The sequence below is a fragment of the Methylotuvimicrobium sp. genome (assembly GCF_050611805.1).
Classification (GTDB): Bacteria; Pseudomonadota; Gammaproteobacteria; order Methylococcales; family Methylomonadaceae; genus Methylotuvimicrobium.
The window spans coordinates 1-20,039 of the sequence record NZ_JBNGHF010000067.1 but is presented as its reverse complement, the minus strand read 5'-3'; the positions used below and the strand labels follow the sequence as shown (position 1 = coordinate 20,039).

Annotated in this window: 16 protein-coding genes; 6 read left to right on the top strand and 10 right to left on the bottom strand. The window is 48.9% G+C overall.

Annotation, left to right across the window (positions count from 1 at the left end; all coding sequences use genetic code 11):
- Positions 1-140: 140 nt before the first annotated feature.
- Both ACRJJO_RS19940 and ACRJJO_RS19935 read left to right on the top strand, forming a co-directional pair.
- Positions 141-545, top strand: coding sequence for an MbcA/ParS/Xre antitoxin family protein (locus ACRJJO_RS19940; RefSeq protein ID WP_431067338.1), 405 nt, complete (start codon positions 141-143; stop codon positions 543-545).
- On the top strand, positions 502-1,257 hold the full coding sequence (locus ACRJJO_RS19935) for an RES family NAD+ phosphorylase (RefSeq protein ID WP_431067337.1): 756 nt from the start codon (positions 502-504) through the stop codon (positions 1,255-1,257). The genes ACRJJO_RS19940 and ACRJJO_RS19935 overlap by 44 nt, the downstream gene beginning before the upstream one ends.
- Before the next feature lie 287 nt (positions 1,258-1,544).
- Here the strand turns inward: ACRJJO_RS19935 and ACRJJO_RS19930 are convergent, their stop codons facing one another.
- Positions 1,545-1,727 (bottom strand): PLDc N-terminal domain-containing protein, encoded by a 183-nt coding sequence (locus ACRJJO_RS19930; protein ID WP_431067336.1) that lies wholly within the window; start codon positions 1,725-1,727, stop codon positions 1,545-1,547.
- Between the two features lie 836 nt (positions 1,728-2,563).
- On the opposite strand from ACRJJO_RS19930, the gene ACRJJO_RS19925 reads away from it, so the two are divergent.
- Together ACRJJO_RS19925 and ACRJJO_RS19920 are read left to right on the top strand one after the other, a co-directional pair.
- Complete coding sequence (locus ACRJJO_RS19925) at positions 2,564-2,896, top strand: hypothetical protein (protein WP_431067335.1); 333 nt, start codon at positions 2,564-2,566, stop codon at positions 2,894-2,896.
- Complete coding sequence (locus ACRJJO_RS19920) at positions 2,893-3,162, top strand: hypothetical protein (RefSeq protein WP_431067334.1); 270 nt, start codon at positions 2,893-2,895, stop codon at positions 3,160-3,162. The genes ACRJJO_RS19925 and ACRJJO_RS19920 overlap by 4 nt, the downstream gene beginning before the upstream one ends.
- 962 nt (positions 3,163-4,124) lie before the next feature.
- Here ACRJJO_RS19920 and ACRJJO_RS19915 read toward each other — a convergent pair.
- The 8 genes from ACRJJO_RS19915 to mfd form a co-directional block, all read right to left on the bottom strand.
- Positions 4,125-4,340 carry an addiction module protein gene (locus ACRJJO_RS19915; RefSeq protein ID WP_431067333.1) on the bottom strand — a complete coding sequence of 72 codons (216 nt, stop codon included), beginning with the start codon at positions 4,338-4,340 and terminating at the stop codon, positions 4,125-4,127.
- 303 nt (positions 4,341-4,643) lie between these two features.
- Positions 4,644-5,420, bottom strand: coding sequence for a general secretion pathway protein GspB (locus ACRJJO_RS19910; RefSeq protein WP_431067332.1), 777 nt, complete (start codon positions 5,418-5,420; stop codon positions 4,644-4,646).
- 4 nt (positions 5,421-5,424) lie between these two features.
- Positions 5,425-7,098, bottom strand: coding sequence for an AAA family ATPase (locus ACRJJO_RS19905; protein ID WP_431067331.1), 1,674 nt, complete (start codon positions 7,096-7,098; stop codon positions 5,425-5,427).
- A gap of 373 nt (positions 7,099-7,471) precedes the next feature.
- Complete coding sequence (locus ACRJJO_RS19900) at positions 7,472-7,627, bottom strand: hypothetical protein (protein ID WP_431067330.1); 156 nt, start codon at positions 7,625-7,627, stop codon at positions 7,472-7,474.
- Between the two features lie 337 nt (positions 7,628-7,964).
- The gene (locus ACRJJO_RS19895) at positions 7,965-8,393 is read right to left on the bottom strand and encodes a hypothetical protein (protein ID WP_431067329.1); all 429 of its coding nucleotides are present in this window, start codon (positions 8,391-8,393) and stop codon (positions 7,965-7,967) included.
- A gap of 32 nt (positions 8,394-8,425) precedes the next feature.
- The gene (locus tag ACRJJO_RS19890) at positions 8,426-8,698 is read right to left on the bottom strand and encodes a DUF883 family protein (RefSeq protein WP_404355550.1); all 273 of its coding nucleotides are present in this window, start codon (positions 8,696-8,698) and stop codon (positions 8,426-8,428) included.
- Positions 8,699-8,979: 281 nt separating this feature from the next.
- Complete coding sequence (locus ACRJJO_RS19885; RefSeq protein WP_431067328.1) at positions 8,980-9,258, bottom strand: YgiT-type zinc finger protein; 279 nt, start codon at positions 9,256-9,258, stop codon at positions 8,980-8,982.
- A 113-nt stretch (positions 9,259-9,371) separates the two neighbouring features.
- Positions 9,372-12,833 (bottom strand): transcription-repair coupling factor, encoded by a 3,462-nt coding sequence (mfd, locus tag ACRJJO_RS19880; protein ID WP_431067327.1) that lies wholly within the window; start codon positions 12,831-12,833, stop codon positions 9,372-9,374.
- Between the two features lie 369 nt (positions 12,834-13,202).
- Between mfd and treZ the strand changes: the two genes are divergently transcribed.
- The gene (gene treZ, locus ACRJJO_RS19875) at positions 13,203-15,059 is read left to right on the top strand and encodes a malto-oligosyltrehalose trehalohydrolase (protein WP_431067326.1); all 1,857 of its coding nucleotides are present in this window, start codon (positions 13,203-13,205) and stop codon (positions 15,057-15,059) included.
- Positions 15,060-15,152: 93 nt separating this feature from the next.
- Entirely contained in the window at positions 15,153-18,050 is a 2,898-nt protein-coding gene (treY, locus tag ACRJJO_RS19870) for a malto-oligosyltrehalose synthase (RefSeq protein WP_431067325.1), read from the top strand.
- Positions 18,051-18,100: 50 nt separating this feature from the next.
- Here treY and ACRJJO_RS19865 read toward each other — a convergent pair whose 3' ends face one another.
- A complete protein-coding gene (locus ACRJJO_RS19865; protein WP_431067324.1) occupies positions 18,101-19,357 on the bottom strand; it encodes an MgtC/SapB family protein in 1,257 nt (418 codons plus the stop codon).
- Between the last annotated feature and the right edge of the window lie 682 nt (positions 19,358-20,039).

Below are 20,039 nucleotides of genomic sequence, written 5' to 3'. Positions count from 1 at the left end.
CTAAGGATATGCTGATCTTTGGGCTTTAGCTGAAGAAACTTGCTAATCAGGTTATTTTTGTGCAGTCGGATATGATTGACAAAGCGCATATATAGACGTATTTTATGATTATGTCTATTAATAGATTAACAGGAAGAAACATGAGCAAGAGTGCTAAACATAATTTATCACTTGATAAATCTTCTATCGCAAAAGGCGCTTTAAACACATTCTTCAATATAACCGACGCATGGCGGCTTAATACGGAGCAGGCCATGAAGCTATTGGGATTAGACTCAAAAAGTACTTTCTTTAAATGGAAAAAGAAGCCCGAGGAAGCTAACTTGACTCAAGATAAGCTTGAGCGGCTTTCCTATATTTTTGGGATCTACAAAGCGCTGCAAATTCTTTTACCTAAACCTGAGGCCGCCGATACTTGGTTGAGTCGACCAAATTCAGCGTGTCCGTTTAACGGGCAGTCTGCTTTGGACAGAATGTTATCGGGACATGTAGCTGATCTTTATGTCGTCCGCCAATACTTGGATAGCCAACGTGGTTGGTCTTAGTGAGTTATTGGAGGCCTCTTTAATCAACTGGAAACCCTGTTGGCGACTCGTTCCAAGCAGGTTTCCGCCAGTTGGTCTATTTGATCGAGTTGCAGACCCTGAGGATTTGGAAGTGGTTTTCTTTATTGAAAGCCTAACCAATGATCGTTTACGCGAAGAAGCTGGAGAGATTTCTCTTGTCCCGCCGGACGAACGAATTTCAGGCCCAGGAACAACGCCAATCATGGCCGCATTCACGCATTTAAATCCGGAAGGCAGCCGCTTTACCGATGGCTCATATGGCGTATATTACGCGGCAAAGGATATTGATACCGCTATTGAGGAAACCAAGTTTCATAGGAAACGATTTCTTGAGGCAACCAATCAGCCGCCAATAGAAATAAACATGCGCAGCTATGCGTCAGACATAAACACAGAGTTTAACGATATCCGTGGCAAACAGAGCAACATGCAGGATATTTATACTTCCAGTCCGGACCAATATTCTTATGCTCAGACACTTGCGCGTGAACTTCGCAAAAATGGCTCAAACGGTATCGTTTACGATAGCGTCAGGCGCCAGGGTGGAGAGTGTATCGCAATATTCAGACCTAAGGTTTTGTCACCCGTACGCCAAGGTAAACATTACTGTTATGTTTGGGATGGTTCTGATTTTTCAGACGTGTATGTAAAAACGGAATATAAGCCAAGCAAGAGAGGCAGAACCCAGTAAAACAACAATTTATCGGCAGGACATTTGGCGCAAGCGCGTTGCAAACAGGATGGGGTATGCTCAACACTCGTGTCACCAACCGCCATTTGAGCTGATCGATTAGCCGCTGCCGACGGGCAGCTTCCAGCTCGCGTAGCTCCGATTAGCGAACGCGTAATCGGAGGAATGAAGGCTACCTTCGAGCGATTACGCTATGCTAATCGCTCCTACGGCCCTGATCTCCAATCATGCATTGCATGATTGGAAGACTTGACCCCGTCCGCGTCTTGCAATTTCGAACAAGTCCTCTAACCCCCTTTCGGCCCCGCAAACCACCAGATTATCAGACCGACAACGGGCAGCAGTAATATCAAAATCACCCATAAAACTTGCGATCCAGTTGAAGCACCACTTTTTATAATGCTAATAATGGCCCAGATATTCAGGACAAGCACTATAAAACCCAGAAAACCGCCGACTTCAATATCCATAAGTCCCCCTAACAGGTTTGTGTTTAATGAATAAACTATTTTGTCTCATCAGCTTCAAATTTTACGCTTAAAAAATGGGTGAGTTCTGTACGGTAACGCAGATTGCTCAGCTTGCAACAAATTAGATTATGGAAATGTCGCTCAAAAATATCGTGTCTGACCCTGATGTATCCCCTCAAAACGCTCGTTCCCATGCTCTGCATGGGAATGCCGCTTTAGACGCTCTGCGTCGACTGCGGCGGGCAATTGGATTGAGAAATCATAGAGAGTGTAGCGTAGCTCTTGTCGGGATTATCGACCTCTGAGGACGCAGAGCGTAGGAACGATGAAAAAATTTATATATCTATCAACCAGTTTACAGCCAAAAAATTGTTTTATTTGGCTATTTCGTGGGGATACCTCAGTGTCTGACCCCATTTTCTTATTGTTGTAAAAACCAGCCCAAATCCGCAGTCATTTGCCGAATAGTAAAATCCCCGCACGTTATCCCCCAGCCTCAAATAGCCTGCTGAAAAAATCGTGATGGAGGTTTTTTTCCGAACGTAATTCATTACTAATCAAGCAAAACATCACGGTCAGCGGTATAAAGAGCGGTGTCGTTGAGAGAAGGTATGACGCCACCAAGATTTGACGGTCAAGGCTGACGCCGTACCCCCAAAACCGTGCCGAAGCACGATCCTCAGTATGACACATCTGAGGAATAAATCCAGCCCTCATCGGCCTCTTTGTCGATGTGCCGCACCGCCCGCCTTTATCATTGTCACCGTTGTCATGCACAGGTCATCATCTGCTCAAGTTGTGATCGCGGCCAGCGTTATTGCAGCCGCGAATGCGCCGTGTCCGCTCGTTTAGAGTCTCGCAGGCGTGCCGGGAAAAAATATCAGTCCACCCACTCAGGTCGCTTTCATAATGCCGACCGTCAACAACGGTTTCAAGAACGACAGAAACAAAAAGTAACGCATCAGGGTTCCTTACAGGTGACCGCTCATGATGTACTGAAACGTAAGCACACCGGACTCGAAAAAACCGAAACCATCGAATTCATGGGCGGTGATTTGCGTTGTCACCATTGCGGTGCCGTTTGCGGGCCATTTTTACGCCGGGATTTTGTCCATGCCGGCCGGAATTTACCGTTATTCCGGAATCGATATGCTGGTGAGGGGGTATGATGACCATCAATAAAGACATTGAAGCGAAAATACTGCGTTATCATTTTGTGGAACAGTGGCGAGTCGGCACGATTGCCTCACAGTTGGGTATCCATCATTCCGTTGTTGACCGCGTGTTATCGCAAGCCGGCCTGCCGAAGGTTGAAAAATCGGGGTCAGGCCTTAAAAAATCGGGTAGAGTAGAGAACAGGATTTTACTTTCCGTAGACATGGCCTATCTGTTTCCGCTCCTTTCGCCTGGCGGTGCCTCATTAGCCCTATCCTAGTTAGTGTCTCCTGTCCTCCCTCATCAAACCGTGCATGCGCTATTAACGCACACGGCTTTCCGATGTTCTTCACACCAAGGCATGCGCTGTTTTCCAGCCCGCCTTTGTCGGAACCTTGTATAGCCCATATTTCGCATATAACTGCTGGCTTGGGAAACGACCGGCTGGGCAATAAATCTTCAAGAACATGCCGACCTTGCTACCCCGGAAGTCGACGGATGCCACTTCCGTTATTTCAGCATCCATCCAACGGCCTTCCCCTTCTGACCACAGGGTCGGCTCCTCCAATTCGTTTACGAGGCTACATGTGTGTTCACTTGCGTTACGGCCTGCTCTTTTGCTGTTTGAAAACTCACGACACCGTGTTACCACGATGCCGCTTCCTCATGCTACCAAGGCGTACGGACAATTCCTTGGACGGGACTTTAACCCGCTAGATTTACTGCTGTTACTGCGAACGGTCAAGCCTTACAATTGACATTTGCCTTTCCCTTTTTTTACCCATTACACTGCGCGGATCACTGTAGAAGTTTTGATTTTGCATTATCTCATTGCTTTCGGCGTAGATAGGCCATTAAAAATCGCCCTGGGCTACACCTCGTTTTCTCCAGATTCAAAACGACAAGAAACCAACAAATCAATCGCTCTGTTCATTGAGCTCTATTAGTTTATCGATGCCTTCAAAGGCTTTATGAAGCTTTTTTGGATCGCGTCTGCAATCAAGAACTCGAAATACGTGGGCGTTGTCATCAATAATCCTGTAGTAAACAGCCTATGGAAAACGCTTTGCCAACAATCGATGAAACCCGAAATGCACTGAATAAATTCCACCGTATATCGCCAGAGAATCTATTTCGGCAAAAAACTATCGAAGAAGTAGCCTCCTACACCCGCTTCTTGGCGATCTTAAAATTTACGAACCGCCGCGAGGTCTTCGACAGCGGAACGAAGAATTCGGATTTTCATTCAAAGCGGGATCGTAATTCTTTCTTGGCTTGTCGCCAATCTAGTATTTCGATGCTATCAGCTTGAAACCTTTCTTCGGTTTCTTTGAGTTCACCTTCATGCCAAGACAGATTTGGAAGGCTGGCTTCGTCATTTACCAAATCGCTCCAAAGTGCTTCAATTATCTTCAGTTTCTCAATGGCGGGTAATTTGTGAAGTTCGGTTATGCTCATGGTGGAGAAATACCTGCTTGGATGATTGATATTTTTGAATTTGCCTCATCACCGGGGCCGAGTAGCCAAATTAATTCAATAGACACGTTTAGTCAATTAATCCTCTTAATCATGACGATCGCGATCAATCCTTACATTTGTCATTAACAGGAAGGTAAGTTTCTCATTATCCTAAAGCTCGGGTCTCTCGTTGATAATACACTCTCACGGCCGGCCGGATAACGGCAATAGCGCCCGGAACGACGAGCGCAGTTTAAGTTGATCCGGCTAAAAGCCTCTGTATACAGGTGTCTTTATTCACCATCAAGGACGTTCGAGCATGAAAATCCAGCCGTCGTAGCGCACGACTAGACCGTCCTGTTTAATTTCGACGATGCCGACTCCATCTTTAGTATCCTGCCCCGGTTTGTATTTGACCATATCGATCAAGACAAAACGCTCGGACGGATCACTGGCATAGACAAAAACATTGATGTTCATCTTAGGAACGGTCTGGCGGAATTCGAATGGCATTTCCCGCAGCCATGGGATATCGTTTGCCCGCTCCGGCTTAGGCTCGGGAGGCGCAATAGCAAACGGCTGCGGCACCACGACCGGTTCGGGAACGGGCGTTGTCACAAGCGGCGCCTTGGCGGCCGTTAGCGGCTTTTGTTCCTTAACAGGACGAACTGGCCGTGATGCATCGTTCGGTTTTATTTCCAGCTTGTACTTCGAAGGAGCTTGGCGTTTCGGCGAGACATTCGAATTGGTCAATTCGGCAATTGGAGTCGTTTTTCGCTCGAGCGATAATTTCGGTTTAGGTTCTTCAACACGCGTAAGCGAGTCGGACGATCGTTGTTCGGAAACGATCGAGGCCGGAGGTCGTTTCGGAATCTCCGTTGTTTCCGTATTTTCGATCGATTTGGTTACATACCAGAACAGACAGGCGATAGCGATCAAATTAACAATCACGATGACGCCTATCCATCGAAACATGCTTTGCCGCCGCTCCGGTTCCTGCTCTAATATTCTGTTCGTGACCTGCTGCGAGGCTTGTCGTTCCCTGTCTGACTTGCGTAATGCATTAAGGATATAGGACATAACGTTATTCGTTGGTTTGCAGGCGCATCGATCGACCCGCCTCATTCAAATTATCGAGATAAATAAGGGTTTGAGGTCCCGCAATTCCGTCTTCGGTCAGGTTGTAATGATGCTGGAATTTTTTTACGCGCGCGGTCAAAACGCTATCAAAAAACTGCGGAATCGTTTCTTCGTCGGTCACGCCATCGAATAACGCTAACTGTTGCCGCAACCAAAGCACGGCCTCGGACTGGGTTCCCGGACGAATCACGCGCAAGTCTGAAACCGGGGATTCCCATAGAATCAAGTAATAACCATTCCAATATCTGAGCACATCACTCAAGGTGAATGTCGATTCCTCATCGACTCGCATGACCGGTTGGCCTTTACGAAGACTCGCCAGTAATGCGTGACGTCTACTATCTGAATCCAACAAAAACTCGAGAACCACGGGTCTGTCCATTTCCAAAATGTCTTTCCAGCTGGCTTTACCGTGCAAACAGTTCAGACCGAGGGCCCGCACCGCCGAACAGTCGATGGGATCCGTTCCCTGATAGACTTTACCGAACAGATCGAGCGCATTAAGAATACCTCGCTCCAGCGTCAATTCAGGATTTTCCAACCATTGGTCGAATAGCATGACCGGATCGACCAAGTTTTCCGATTCGGTATTCTTCATGATCTCTTGTGTTGCCGATTGTACTGAAATCGATTGCAGCAAGCCGTCAACCGCCTGAGGAAGGTCTGTAAGTGGACGTATCAATACTCTTGCTGGGTCTTCCTGCCCCTCCGCACCAACCAACCTATCGCCAAAATAATAAAAAAACCAAAGCGTTATGCTAAGCACTAACAGACTCGATAAGACCGTAAAGCGCACCCGACTCTGAACGGGTTGTGCAAGCGTCTCGCTGGCAGCCTTGTTGACAATAGTAGAATTGATTATTTTTGAATCTTCCGCGTATGCGCCAAGCAACGCACGATCGCAGATGATGTTGATGACTCTCGGAATACCCGACGATAATTTGAAGATTCTCTTGATCGCGCTTTCTTTGAATAAATTCGGATTGCCATTGCAAACGAACAGGCGGTGGCGAATATAGGCGCGTGTTTCCGCAAGCGATAACGGCAACAAATGATAGCGTGCGGTGATGCGCTGATTGAGCTGACGCAAATCCCGGCTCGATAAGAGCTGCTGCAGTTCTGGCTGTCCTACCAGTATGATTTGCAGCAACTTTGTCTTACTGGTCTCGAGATTGGTCAACAGCCGAATCTGTTCCAACACTTCCCGACTCAGATTCTGCGCCTCGTCGATCAACAAAACGGTTCGCCTCCCGGCAGCATGTGCGCTGAGTAAATGCCGATTCAATGCATCGACCAAGTTCTTGAGCGATTGCCGTTCTTTGTCGTAGGAAATAGCCAATTCGTCGCAGATATTTGCCAATAATTCGGTCGCGTTGAGTTTGGGATTCAAGATCAATGCAATCTCGATATTGTCCGGTAGTTCCTGCAACAGACAATGACACAACGTGGTCTTTCCCGTCCCGACCTCTCCGGTCAAAGCCACAAAGCCCCCGCCGTCGGTGATGCCATACAAAAGATGAGCAAGGCCTTCTTTATGACGGGCGCTCATGTATATAAAGTGAGGATCGGGCGCGATCGAAAACGGCAATTCCGTGAAGTTGAAATAATGGGTATACAAAGCTTTATCCTAAGTACAGCGGTTTGACCATTAAGCTCATCAAGTATATCAAGAGATTAACAAAACATTTACTCTCAACCTTGGGGCATGAGTATCTTCACGAGTCGTAACCTGAGTAGGGAAGAGTCGCATAAGCGCCAACTTAAGAAAGGAACGCGTCATTCCGCCAGGGATTGGCGGAATCTAGGACCACGGATGGCAATGCGTAGCACCACATCCATGTAATCTGGATATCGACAACACATACCGATATGACGAATAAAACCATAAACGCACCATAGAATAGGCGCTAAGTTGGCGCTTATGAGGAGGGGTGGCCCACATCTGGCCCGATGCATTCCAGAGGAGTGTCTATGGGAGCTGCTCATATTGCTCAAAACGGTATATCGTCATCAAACGATTCCGCAGGCGATCGATCTGAAGCAGTCATGTTCTCACTCGATTCTTCGACCGGAATCAGCTCCCACATTTCATTCTGATGAAGCCAAAGTGGATCGGCATTGGTCAAGATGAATTCATCTACCGTCATGCCCTCCGCCAACGGCGGACGCTTGATTCTGACTTGCTTGCCGATTATAAAAACCGGCTCACATTGTTGCTAACGCACTTTTTTCGCCCGCTTTTGAGCCATTGTAAGTTTTTTCTTAACTTTTGCCATATCGGCAAATTGTTTTGTGGATGCTAAAGAACATGCACGAAATAGCTAACTTTATGAGTATAAAGGGAGTAGGGAGGCTCCCACAGCGCATCCGCCATCCTCTGAGGAATCAACGAATTCATCAATGAAACTTTGGCAATTCAGTAAGCTAATTTTAGCGAAATCCTTAGCTTAATGCGTATTGGGCTTATGCCAGCCTTACAAATTATCAATGCTCGTTAAAATAGCGTTCACAATATTTTTTCAGCAGATCGCGCGCATCATTGCTGCTTCCCAGCACCATGCCAGCCAACAAGGTTAGCGTGAGGCTACGCCCCGGATTCTGCTTAACCCAGTCACGAATTTCCGGGTCCAGCGAGTCTTGCAGCGCGGCTTCCACTGGATTATGGCGCTTTGTGCGGCGTAAAGGCCCGCATTGACGCCTATCAAGTAGGCTGAATAGGCGCGCGAAGCTCAAAACGATCAACACCAATATCAGATAAACCGCCGCCGTCAATAAAGCCGACACATCCACTGAAAAATACTGAGAAAAGTTATAAAACAACGCCACAGCGCAGAAGCTCAGTGCAATCAGAAAAAAAACGAGCGCAATTGCAACCGCGATGCTTTGTATCTTCAATCTGTAACGCAGGCTCATGATTACCCGATGTTATCAACCATGGTTTTTATTCAACGATCCAGCAGTTTGCCGATCAACACCCCCACCCCAAATGAGATGGCCAGGCTGGTGAGTGGGTTAGCCTTGACTTCATCCTCCACTTTGCTGAACGAATCTTTCACTTGTTGTTGAGTTTGTTCGGCCGCGTGTTGGAAACCCTGCTGCTTTTCTCCGACATAAGCTGATGACATCGTTTTGATTGTCTTAGCCAAATCGGCGAAATCTTCACGCAATGCCTCAAGTTGTTTTTGCAATTCCTCATTGCTAGCTTGTTGTGTCGCCATAATGCTCATCTCCTGGGAGTAGTGGAATCGTCTTCAAGTTTCAACATAACGACTTTGACCAAAATATGCAAGGATATTTCATCGGCCATTTAGTTAAATAGACTCTTCAAGACGCTGCGTGAAAAAGAGCGGGGGGCAGGCTTTACATTTGACACTTACCTTCCACATTTTTTCCGCCCGTTTCAATGCACGGATCACTGTAGGAGTTTTGATTTTGCATTATCTCGTAGCTTTCCGCGTAGTGAGGTCATTCAAAATCGGCTCAAAGGTTTAGAGTCAAGTTAAGCGGTTGGCTGAATGGCTTTGTTCGGCCAATCGTTATCAACAGTAAACGACCGGCCAACTGGCTTGAGATGATCAAACTCCTGTTTCTGGAGCTTGATTCGGATCTCTTCAAAAGACCTAACAACATCCTCTGCATAAAGTCGTTCTCCGCACTGTCGGCAAACTTCTGCTGTTACCCTCAATGCCACAGTGTTGCCACCACCTCGCAATAGTTTCTCTACCGGTTTAGTTTCAAGCTCGCCACCGCATACGGGGCATTTTTCAAATGGAATCATTTCTTCACCCTCACTTTCCAATCATTCCAACGCACGCAATCCGGCTTATAAACTGTGTTCATTACCGCCCAACCATAAATCGCGACCTGGGGATCGCTCCCACATTTTTGTTTTTACTCCCCAGTTGCTAACTGCTTCAACAAAGCCTCGATGAATTCCAGCTTCTCTTCCGTTGCCTTGAACGGCATGATGAAACGCAATTTATCCGCGCCGTCGAATTTGTAGACTTGCGCCTGGGTTTGTATCAATTCGATCAGACGGGCCGTGTCGATCTTCGGTTCGTGTGAGAATACGATGCGACCACCTCCGGCGTTCGCTTCGATTTTCTTGATGCCGAGTTTTTCGGCTTGCTGTTTCAGTTCGGCGACGCTGAATAGCGTCTTGACTGCTTCCGGTAGCAGGCCGAAGCGGTCGATCATTTCAATTTGCAAGGCTCTGAGGTCATCATGCGTGTCGGTGCTGGCGATGCGTTTGTACAGCACCAGCCGAGCATGGATGTCGGGCAGGTAATCTTCGGGAATCAATGCAGGGGCCTGCAAATCGACTTCGGGACCGGTTTCCATCGGCGCGTCGAGTTCGGGCTGGCGGCCCGATTTCAAGGCATTGACCGCGCGTTCGAGCAGATCGGTGTAGAGAGTGAAGCCGATTTCCTGGATTTGCCCGCTTTGTTCGTCTCCGAGCAATTCGCCGGCACCTCTGATTTCCATGTCGTGCGACGATAGCATGAAGCCCGCGCCGAGGTCGCCCGACGCTTCGAGCGCTTCGAGCCGTTTCAGTGCGTCCTTGGTCATGATCGTTTTCGGCGGAATCACGAAATAGGCGTAGGCCCGATGATGCGAGCGACCTACCCGACCGCGCAACTGATGCAATTGCGCGAGACCGAGCTTGTCGGCGCGGTTGATTACGATCGTGTTTGCGCTGGGAATATCGATGCCGCTTTCGATGATCGTCGTGCTGAGCAATAAGTTGAAGCGCTGGTGATAGAAATCGAGCATTATTTTTTCGAGTTCCCGCTCGGGCATCTGGCCGTGCGCGATTTCGATGCGCGCCTCGGGCACCAGGGTTTCGAGCTGGCGCGCCATTTTTTCCATCGACTTGACATCATTGTGAAGGAAAAACACTTGACCGCCGCGCTTGATTTCGCGCTGGCAAGCCTCTTTAATCTGCGAGTCGATCCATTCGCTGATGAAGGTCTTGATCGCGTGGCGGTTTGGCGGCGGGCTCGCGATGATCGAGATTTCGCGCAGACCCGACATCGCCATGTTCAAGGTTCTCGGAATCGGCGTCGCGGTCAGGGTCAGCATGTCGATCTCGTTGCGCAACTTCTTGAAATGCTCCTTTTGGCGCACGCCGAAACGGTGTTCCTCGTCGATGACGACCAAGCCGAGCTCGCGGTATTTGATCTCGTTCGACAACAGCTTATGCGTGCCTATCACGATATCGACCTTGCCCTGCTCCAGGTCTTCGAGAATCGCTTTTTGCTGCTTCGGCGTCACGAAGCGCGACATCACTTCGATGCGCACCGGCCAGTCGGCGAAGCGATCGCGGAAATTCTGATAATGCTGCTGCGCCAACAGCGTGGTCGGTACCAGCACCGCGACTTGCTTGCCGCTTTGCACCGCTATGAAGGCCGCGCGCATCGATACTTCGGTCTTGCCGAAGCCGACGTCGCCGCAGATAACGCGATCCATCGGCTGCGGGTTGGCCATGTCTTCGAGAATCGCTTCGATCGCGGTTTGCTGATCCGGCGTTTCCTCGAACGGAAAAGCGGCCGCGAAGGCTTGGTATTCGGTGTTGTCGACATCGAAGGCATGGCCTTTTTTCATCGCGCGTTTGGCGTGGATGTCGAGCAATTCGGCCGCGACATCGCGAATGCGCTCCATCGCCTTTTTCTTTGCCTTACTCCACTGGTCGCCGCCGAGCCGGTGCAGCGGCGCGTCTTCGGGGCTGATGCCGGTATAGCGGCCGATCAGGTTCAGCGACGAGACCGGCACGTAAAGTTTGTCGTTGTTCGCATATTCGAGCATCAGGAATTCCGCGGTCATGCCGCCGAGTTCGAGGGTTTGCAGTCCCAGATAGCGTCCGACGCCGTGCTCGACATGCACGACCGGCGAGCCGATCGTCAATTCGTTCAGATTATTGACAATGTTTTCGAGTTCTTTCGCGGCCGATTTACGGCGACGGCGGCGCTGCTGGACTTTTTCGCCGCTCAACTGGCTCTCGGTGATCACGGCGATCGCCGGACTATCCAACCACAAGCCTTGATCGATCGACGCAACCAGCATACATGGCGATTGTTCTGACTTAAGAAAGGCGTCCCAGCTATTGACTTGATGAACCTTGATACCGAATTTGCTTAATTTACCGATCAAGTCCTCGCGGTGTCCAGCCGTTTCGGCGACGAACAACACTTTGCCGGGAAACTCATCGAGAAACTGTTGCAGCGCCCGCGCCGGCTCTTTCAGCTTCGCGTCGATCGTGACCTTGGGCAGCGGCATGCAGTGAAAGTCGATTTCACTTTTACCGCCGAGTCTGGCTTGACTCAGCGTCACACGCGCGAACTTTTCGGTCCGTTCGCGCATTTCCTGCGGCGACAAAAACAACAATCCGGGCTCGAGCAACGGCCGTTCGACATCGTATTTGCGTTGTTCGTAACGCTCTTCTGCCTCGCTATAGAAAGACTTGGTGCTTTGCGCAAAATTATCGGGCGTGACCAACACCGCCGAATCGGGTAGATAATTGAATAACGCGGCAGTGCTTTCGACAAACAGCGGCAAATAATATTCGATGCCGCCGAACGCGACGCCCTTGCTGACGTCGAGATACAAACTGTTCTTTTGCGAAGCGTTCGGGAATCGAGTTCGGAACGCCTGGCGGAAATGCTTGATCGCCTCTTCGGTGAAAGGAAATTCGCGCGCCGGGAACAGTTGAATACGGTCGATTTTTTCGACCGAGAGCTGCGTCTCGGGATCGAAGGTGCGGATCGATTCGATGTCTTCGTCGAACAATTCGATCCGGTAAGGCACCTTACTGCCCATCGGAAACAGATCGACGATGGCGCCGCGTACCGCGAATTCGCCGTGTTGGTAGACCTGCGACACGCACTGATAACCGACGCTTTCGAATTTCGCGCGGTTCAGCTCCAGGTTGAATATATCGCCGACGCCGATCGAAAAACTGTTGGCCAGAACGTGCTCTCGCGGCGCTAGCCGGTGCATTAGTGTCGAAACCGGTACGATCAGCGCGCCGCGTTGGACTTCGGGCAGCGCCGCGAGAGTTCTCAAGCGTTCCGAGACGATGTCCGGCAACGGCGAGAACACGTCGTATGGCAGTGTTTCCCAATCGGGAAAATGCAAAATCGGATGCTTATTTTGCAGAAAGAACGCCAGTTCATGCTCAAGACGCAGTGCCGTTTGACTATCCGGCGTGATAATCACGAACAAGCGTTTTTCTTGTTGTATCGCCGACGCCAGCGCGAGTGAATCGCCGCAACCGTTTAAACCGGTCCAAATTGAAACGGTATGGGGTTCTAATGGAATTTCGGTGGAAAAAATTAAATCTTGGTCTTTGGACATGACTCGGCGTCAAAATTGAGAAATTTAAAATCATTATTATATACGTTTCATGGACGGCTTCTCAGTAGATGCATTTGAAATTTAGAATGGCGGAAACGTTAATCCTCACGATCATAAGATGGCCGGTTTCACCTTAGAGCATGAAAGCACTGATTTCATGCCTGTTCTTAAAGGGTGAATCCCGACCCAACCTTGCATGTATATATTCGTCGGCGTATATTGACAACTAAGGATCATAAGAATACGAACAGTCCTATAAGTGAATATCACGGTTTTCTCTTCAGAATTTACTCAGAGTGAAAATCTCTCCCCGCGTTTGCAAGGATCGCCAAAGTTGCGGTCGTTAAAGGCCGTGTAAGGTTAAAGCTTATGTCTATCGTAAAACGTTTACACTCCATGCCGTTCGGCTCTCATATACTCGACGACGGACGCGTCAATTTCCGCTTGTGGGCGCCCGGCGCGAAGCAAGTCGAACTTTGTTTACAAGGTTTGGCTCCGGAAACACGATTATTGATGGCACCGGAAGATGATGGCTGGTTCGGCATTACCAGCGAATTGGCCAGCGCCGGATTTTATTACCAATACCGAATCGATAAAAAAATACAAGTTCCCGATCCTGCCTCCCGATATCAACCGCAGGATGTCCACGGTTCCAGTCAGGTCATCGATCCTACCGAATGGCAATGGCAAGACGATGATTGGATAGGCCTGCCTTGGGAAGATTCGGTCATTTACGAATTGCATGTCGGCACGTTCAGCAAGGAAGGCACGTTTGCAGGCGTTAAAAAACATCTGGATCACTTGGTCGATTTAGGCGTCACTGCGTTGCAATTGATGCCGATCGCAGACTTCCCCGGGCGCTGTAATTGGGGTTACGACGGTGCATTGTTATTTGCCCCCGACAGCCGCTACGGGACACCCGACGACTTAAAAGACTTGATTGCCAGTGCACATACCAAAGGTCTGATGGTTTTCAACGATGTGGTTTACAATCACTTCGGACCGGAAGGCAATTATCTGCATCATTACGCACCACCATTTTTCAGCGACCGAACGCATACGCCGTGGGGCGCGGCGATAAATTTCGACGGCGAACACAACCATTGGGTACGCCAGTTTTTTATCCATAATGCCTTATATTGGCTTAACGAGTTTCATTTCGACGGCCTACGCTTGGATGCGGTCCATGCCATTTTCGACGAATCCGACCCGGATTTTTTGAGTTGTCTGGCCGAAGCCGTGCGTCGCGGTCCGGGGTTCAATCGGCAAATTCACTTGATACTCGAAAACGACGCCAATGCAGCGCATTACTTGAGGCAAGATTCGGAGCACCCGGAACGTTTTTTTACCGCACAGTGGAATGACGACTTTCATCATACGCTACATGCACAGCTGACCGGAGAACACCAAGGTTATTATCAAGACTACGGCGAGCAGCCGATTCAACACCTAGGTCGTTGCCTTGCCGAAGGCTTTGCTTTCCAGGGAGAAATTTCAAGATACCGAGACGACAATCCGCGCGGCGAACCCTCGAAATATCTACCGCCGACGACTTTTGTCAATTTTCTTCAGACTCACGACCAAATCGGCAACCGAGCCTATGGCGAACGACTATCTGCTCTATGCCCGCCCGAAGCGTTACGGGCCGCAACCGCGATATTGCTGCTAGCCCCTTCCCCGCCGTTGTTGTTCATGGGACAGGAATGGGCCTGCAGCCGTCCTTTCAATTACTTTGTCGACTTCTCCGACGACTTAAATAAGCAAGTCGCCGAAGGCAGGCTCAACGAATTTGCCAAATTCCCCGATTTCAAACCGAACCCCAAAAAGCCGATTCCGACGCCGAATGCGCCGGAAACCTTCGAATCGGCAATACTGGATTGGAACGAAATCGACGAGACGCCGCATCTGCAATGGCTCGAATATCACCGAAAACTATTACGTACTCGAAGCCGGTATATTCGACCGAGACTCTACGGATTGGCCGGAGGACAAGCCGAATACCGAGCTCTCAATGAACATGCTTTATGCGTGCAATGGCCGATGAATGATGGAAGCATTTTAAAAATGATCGCCAACCTCGGCAGCGAACCGGCTTGGGTCAACTGCTTTAGCGATGGCGAAGTCTTGTTTGCCGCCGAGCCCGACGCGTCCGAACGTGTCGAACAGGGCCGGCTGACGCCTTGGTCGGTAATTTTTCTATTGGCCGAAGCCGATAACGAGTCTTAAGAAATATGCACAAAATAACTTTCCTAAACAGCAAGCTTTTTGGTGATTCATGCCCGTTCCTAAGTTTTCTCGATATGCTAAAAACTAGCGGCCATGGCGCTTTCCGATAAACCAAAGGCGGACTCCGTCATTCCGGATTCAACTTATCGGTTACAATTAAACAAGCATTTTAATTTTGAGCAGGTCGCCTCCTGCATTCCCTATCTTCACCGCTTAGGCATTAGTCATTGTTATCTATCGCCTTTTCTGAAAGCCCGCCCGGGGAGTTCGCATGGCTACGATATCGTCGACCATAACACGCTCAATCCTGAAATAGGCGGGGCCGAAGACTTCGACACCCTCATTAGTCGACTTCAACAACACGGCATGGGCTTGATCGCCGACATCGTGCCCAATCATATGGGCATCATGGGCGCCGACAACGATTGGTGGCTCGATGTCCTGGAAAACGGCCCTTCCTCGTCCCATGCCTCATTTTTCGATATCGATTGGCATCCGGTCAAAAAAGTCCTCGAAAACAAGATCTTGATTCCGGTATTGGGCGACCATTACGGAAATATTCTCGAAAAACAAGAACTGAAACTTAGCTTTGACAGCGAGCGCGGCGAGTTCAGCGTTTATTATTACGAACATCGCTTTCCGATCGATCCGCAAACGTATCCATTGATCTTGAGTTCGCAACACGAACGCTTACATGAGTATTTCGAAGCAGACGACCCTGTCTTACACGAATATCAAACGCTCGATAACAGTTTCGGAAAATTACCCGCCTATACCGAAATAACGCCGGAGTCGATCGATGAAAGAACCCGCGATAAGGAAGTATTTAAAAAACAATTAGCGAGACTTTGTTTAGAGAATGCCCGGCTTACATTATTTATCCGGTCTAGGATAACGGAAATCAATCGACATCCCGAAGACTGCGGCGAACTGCACGCCTTACTGGAACGACAAGCCTATCGCCTGGCTTACTGGCATGTAGCCGGCGATGAAATCAATTATCGCCGTTTTTTCGACATAAATGACCTAGCCGGGCTCAGAGTCGAGGATGCGGAGGTTTTCGACGCCAGCCACCGGCTTGTTCTGAGTCTCGTCGAACAAGGGAAAATCCAGGGCTTGCGAATCGACCATGCCGACGGCTTGCATGATCCGGTCGCTTATTACCGACGCTTGCAATCGGAAAATATGTCTCGTTCCGATAAGGATTGCGCTTCGAAAATTGCTCCTCTTTATATCGTTGCCGAAAAAATCGTCGCGAATTATGAATACCTTAACAGCGACTGGCCCATTCACGGGACCACCGGTTATGAATTTGCCGCGATCGTCAACGGACTGTTTATCGACATGACCGCCGAAAAAGCGTTGACCCGCACTTATACGCGCTTTGTCGGGCATAAACGGGATTTCGACGAGATTCTCTATCAAGCCAAAAAGCATGTGATGGAAACGTCGCTGGCCAGCGAACTCAACATGTTAGCGATCCAACTCAGTAGAGTCGCTGAAGCCAACGCTAAAACCCGCGATTACACCCTCAATGCCTTACACGATGCACTAAAGGAAACCGTATCCTGTTTTCCTGTCTACAGGACTTATATTAATAGCCTAAACGTACGCAAAGAAGACAGCCAATATATCGACTGGGCCGTTCAACAAGGGCGCCAACGCAGTCGAGCATCCGACCTGACGATATTCGGCTTTATCCATGACGTCTTATTATTAAAAACCGGAGATTCGACAGTTTCCAGCAATGACTTATTGAAATTCGTCATGCGCTTTCAGCAATATACCGCGCCGGTCATGGCCAAAGGCACCGAAGACACGGCTCTCTACGAGTACAACCGGCTAGTTTCATTAAACGAGGTCGGTAACGACCCTAGACATTTCGGCAACTCAGTCAATGCATTCCATCATTTCAACCAGGAACGCGCGCGTAAATGGCCCCATAGTTTATTATCTCTATCCAGTCACGACACCAAACGAGGCGCAGACACGCGGGCTCGCATCAATGTATTGAGCGAAATTCCGCAGCAATGGCATGAAGCGGTTTTTCGTTGGCATCGCATCAATCGCATCAGAAAAGATAAAAGCGAAGCGATCATCGCGCGTAACGACGAATATCTGTTTTATCAAACCCTAGTCGGCACTTTTCCGCTGGGTGAATTAAACGAGTCTAAATTATCCGCATATCGAGAACGAATTGAAAATTATATGATCAAAGCCGTACGCGAGGCCAAGCAGTTGACTTCTTGGACGAACCCGAACACGACTTACGAGCAAGCGGTTAGTCTATTTGTCAAACGTTGCCTGAACGAGACACACACAACGCCTTTTTTGCCGGATTTTCTCGAATTCGAACATAAGATTCGTCCAGCGGGCTTATTCAATGCTATATCACAAACACTGCTGCTATTAACCTCGCCCGGCGTGCCGGATATCTATCAAGGCAACGAGAACTGGCGGTTCTCGCTGGTCGATCCGGATAACCGCCGACCGGTCGACTTTAATCACCTCGGCAATATCTTGAACGAACTCGATAGCGAAACGAACAAGGGGCGCCATGATTTACTAAAAACTTTGCCAGAAACAATCGAAGACGGGCGCATCAAATTATTTGTGGTCGCGCAAACGCTACGATTTAGGCGCCAATACTCCGACCTGTTTCAAAATGGCGATTACATCAAGCTCGATTGCAGAGGAACACAGTCCGATCATATCGTCGCCTATGCCAGAAAAACACAAGATCGATGGGCTCTAATCGTCGTACCCCGAATGACGATAAGCTTGCTGGATAAAGAAACCCGACGTGTCCGTCCGAAAATTTGGCAAGATACGGCATTGATATTGCCGCAAGGGTCTCCCTTGAAGTTTTACGAGCTTTTCAGCCGAAATGCTTTGACGGCAAACGATGATAACGGAAATCGGCAACTTAAATTAGGCGAAGTATTCGAACACTTTCCATTCGCTTTATTGACTAATCTTGCACCGGACTAAGCCAATCTTACGATGCGCTTCGCTAATCAAAATCAGGTATATTTCATCAGCTATTGCATAAAGAACAGTGTTACGCCCAAGCCGACCGAACACAACATCGCGCCGCCAACCCTAAAACCGAGCGCGCGGCCGCCGATACTCAATGCCATGATACTCTTGACGATCGAATTAACCGCCACCGCGATCAAAATGGCCAATACCGCGACATCGATCGCCAAACCTTCTTGACTCATGCGCGACATCGACAGCGTAATCGGGTCGACATCGGTGATTCCGGAGATCGCCGCGACAAAATAGACTCCGGTATCGCCGAAATAAATCCGCAGCATCCTAGCGATAAATAAAATAGCGAGCAACAACGCCCCGAATTTAAGCGCCATAACTAATTGAAAAGGATTTTCCAGCTTGAGGTCTGTATCGGATTCATAGATATTTGTCGCAGTTCTCCAAAACAGAAATGCAAAGAGATAACTGAGCAACCCCATCAAGAGAAGCGCCGGAAACAAAGGCCTCAACAAAGACGGATTAATGATCGAAGCCAAAAACAAGGTCCGAGGAAACATCGTCGCGCAAGCGGTGAGAATTCCGGCAGACAGCGCATTTTCGTCACCCGGAAATTGCCTTGAAAACCTCGCCAAATTAAGCGTCACCGCGGTCGACGAAGCCAAACCGCCGAATACGCCGGTCAAAACCGGACCGTGCCGGTTACCGGCAATCTTGATCGAAAAATATCCCAAATAAGATATCGTCGCAATCAAGACCACCATCAACCAAACATGATAGGGATTGAATACTTGCCAAGAGTCTAAGTAACGGTCGGGTAAAATCGGCAGTATGACGATCGAAATTAGCAGCAACTTTAGTGTTGCGAATAATTCTCGGCGCTCGATTTTTTTTAACCAACCATGCAGTAAAGGTTTAAAACCGAGTAAAAACGTAACGACGACAGCCGATGAGGAAGCCAAGACGGTATAACCGAAAACAGCCAGCGCGCCGAATGCAAAGGCCAGCAACGAGGCGATGACACTGGTAACACCAAAGTCCTCGGTTCTCTCAAGGCTACTGTGATAAGCAACCATTAATACTAACGTCAATGCCAAAAAAGAAAAACCGATTAAAAGCGGATCCACCTCCCGCGCAAACAATGCCCAAACGCCGCCGAGCAAAGAGATTAGACCGAAAGTACGCAACCCGGCCACACGCGTTCCTTCTCCCCAATCGCGAGACTCCCAACCTCGCTCGAGACCGATTAGTAAACCGATGCCGAGGGCCGTGCCTAACAGTTTGAAATTTTCCAAATCAGTCATGAAGCACCCCTGACGAAATTATCGACTATGCTCATCCGATTTACGATAATCCTAAAGAGAGCAGTTGGCATGTGTTGTAGACCGTTGGTGCTTAGCCAAGTCGAAGCATGAACGGGCTACAACACTTTCACCGGCTTAGTGATGCCTCACCCCCCATAACATGGCTCTCATGAACGCATCCGAAGGGATCAGGGCGAACGATACTCCCTTTTGATCGAAAAAACCGTCTAAGAATAAAAGGAGTCGCTTGAAGCACTCAACTGCTCTTTTTGCAGTAATCGGAACGGCAGCTATTTCTTGCAGTCCAAACGATTAAAAGAATAAGATTCCGGCCGATGAATCATTTCGGCTTAGAATATCACGAATTTTATCGATGATGTCTTTCAGACGGCATCGTTCTATTTCGGAAGCTGATATTTCATTTTTTTCTGGTTCCCACGGTCCTCCGTGGGAACCCATACCTTGTCAGCCGAGGCAAGATCGGTATGCATTCCCACGCTGGAGCGGTGGGAACGAGGAAAACTAAGGGCTCTATATGTATAACGATGAGAGCTCCTGCTTGGGTAACCTGTTCAGGAAACTCTAGCTTACCGACAATCAAGAAAAATTGAACGAGCGAGTCGGGGATGATTGAGAATGTGCGGAGCTTGTGTCGGTCTCAGGAAGCTCTTGCCCTGAGCAT

Coding starts and splice junctions, on each gene's coding strand:
- ACRJJO_RS19940 (WP_431067338.1), top strand. CDS start 141: ATGAGCAAGAGTGCTAAACATAATTTATCACTTGATAAATCTTCTATC.
- ACRJJO_RS19935 (WP_431067337.1), top strand. CDS start 502: ATGTCGTCCGCCAATACTTGGATAGCCAACGTGGTTGGTCTTAGTGAG.
- ACRJJO_RS19930 (WP_431067336.1), bottom strand. CDS start 1,727: ATGGATATTGAAGTCGGCGGTTTTCTGGGTTTTATAGTGCTTGTCCTG.
- ACRJJO_RS19920 (WP_431067334.1), top strand. CDS start 2,893: ATGATGACCATCAATAAAGACATTGAAGCGAAAATACTGCGTTATCAT.
- ACRJJO_RS19915 (WP_431067333.1), bottom strand. CDS start 4,340: ATGAGCATAACCGAACTTCACAAATTACCCGCCATTGAGAAACTGAAG.
- ACRJJO_RS19910 (WP_431067332.1), bottom strand. CDS start 5,420: ATGTCCTATATCCTTAATGCATTACGCAAGTCAGACAGGGAACGACAA.
- ACRJJO_RS19900 (WP_431067330.1), bottom strand. CDS start 7,627: ATGACGGTAGATGAATTCATCTTGACCAATGCCGATCCACTTTGGCTT.
- ACRJJO_RS19895 (WP_431067329.1), bottom strand. CDS start 8,393: ATGAGCCTGCGTTACAGATTGAAGATACAAAGCATCGCGGTTGCAATT.
- ACRJJO_RS19890 (WP_404355550.1), bottom strand. CDS start 8,698: ATGGCGACACAACAAGCTAGCAATGAGGAATTGCAAAAACAACTTGAG.
- ACRJJO_RS19885 (WP_431067328.1), bottom strand. CDS start 9,258: ATGATTCCATTTGAAAAATGCCCCGTATGCGGTGGCGAGCTTGAAACT.
- mfd (WP_431067327.1), bottom strand. CDS start 12,833: ATGTCCAAAGACCAAGATTTAATTTTTTCCACCGAAATTCCATTAGAA.
- treZ (WP_431067326.1), top strand. CDS start 13,203: ATGTCTATCGTAAAACGTTTACACTCCATGCCGTTCGGCTCTCATATA.
- treY (WP_431067325.1), top strand. CDS start 15,153: ATGGCGCTTTCCGATAAACCAAAGGCGGACTCCGTCATTCCGGATTCA.
- ACRJJO_RS19865 (WP_431067324.1), bottom strand. CDS start 19,357: ATGACTGATTTGGAAAATTTCAAACTGTTAGGCACGGCCCTCGGCATC.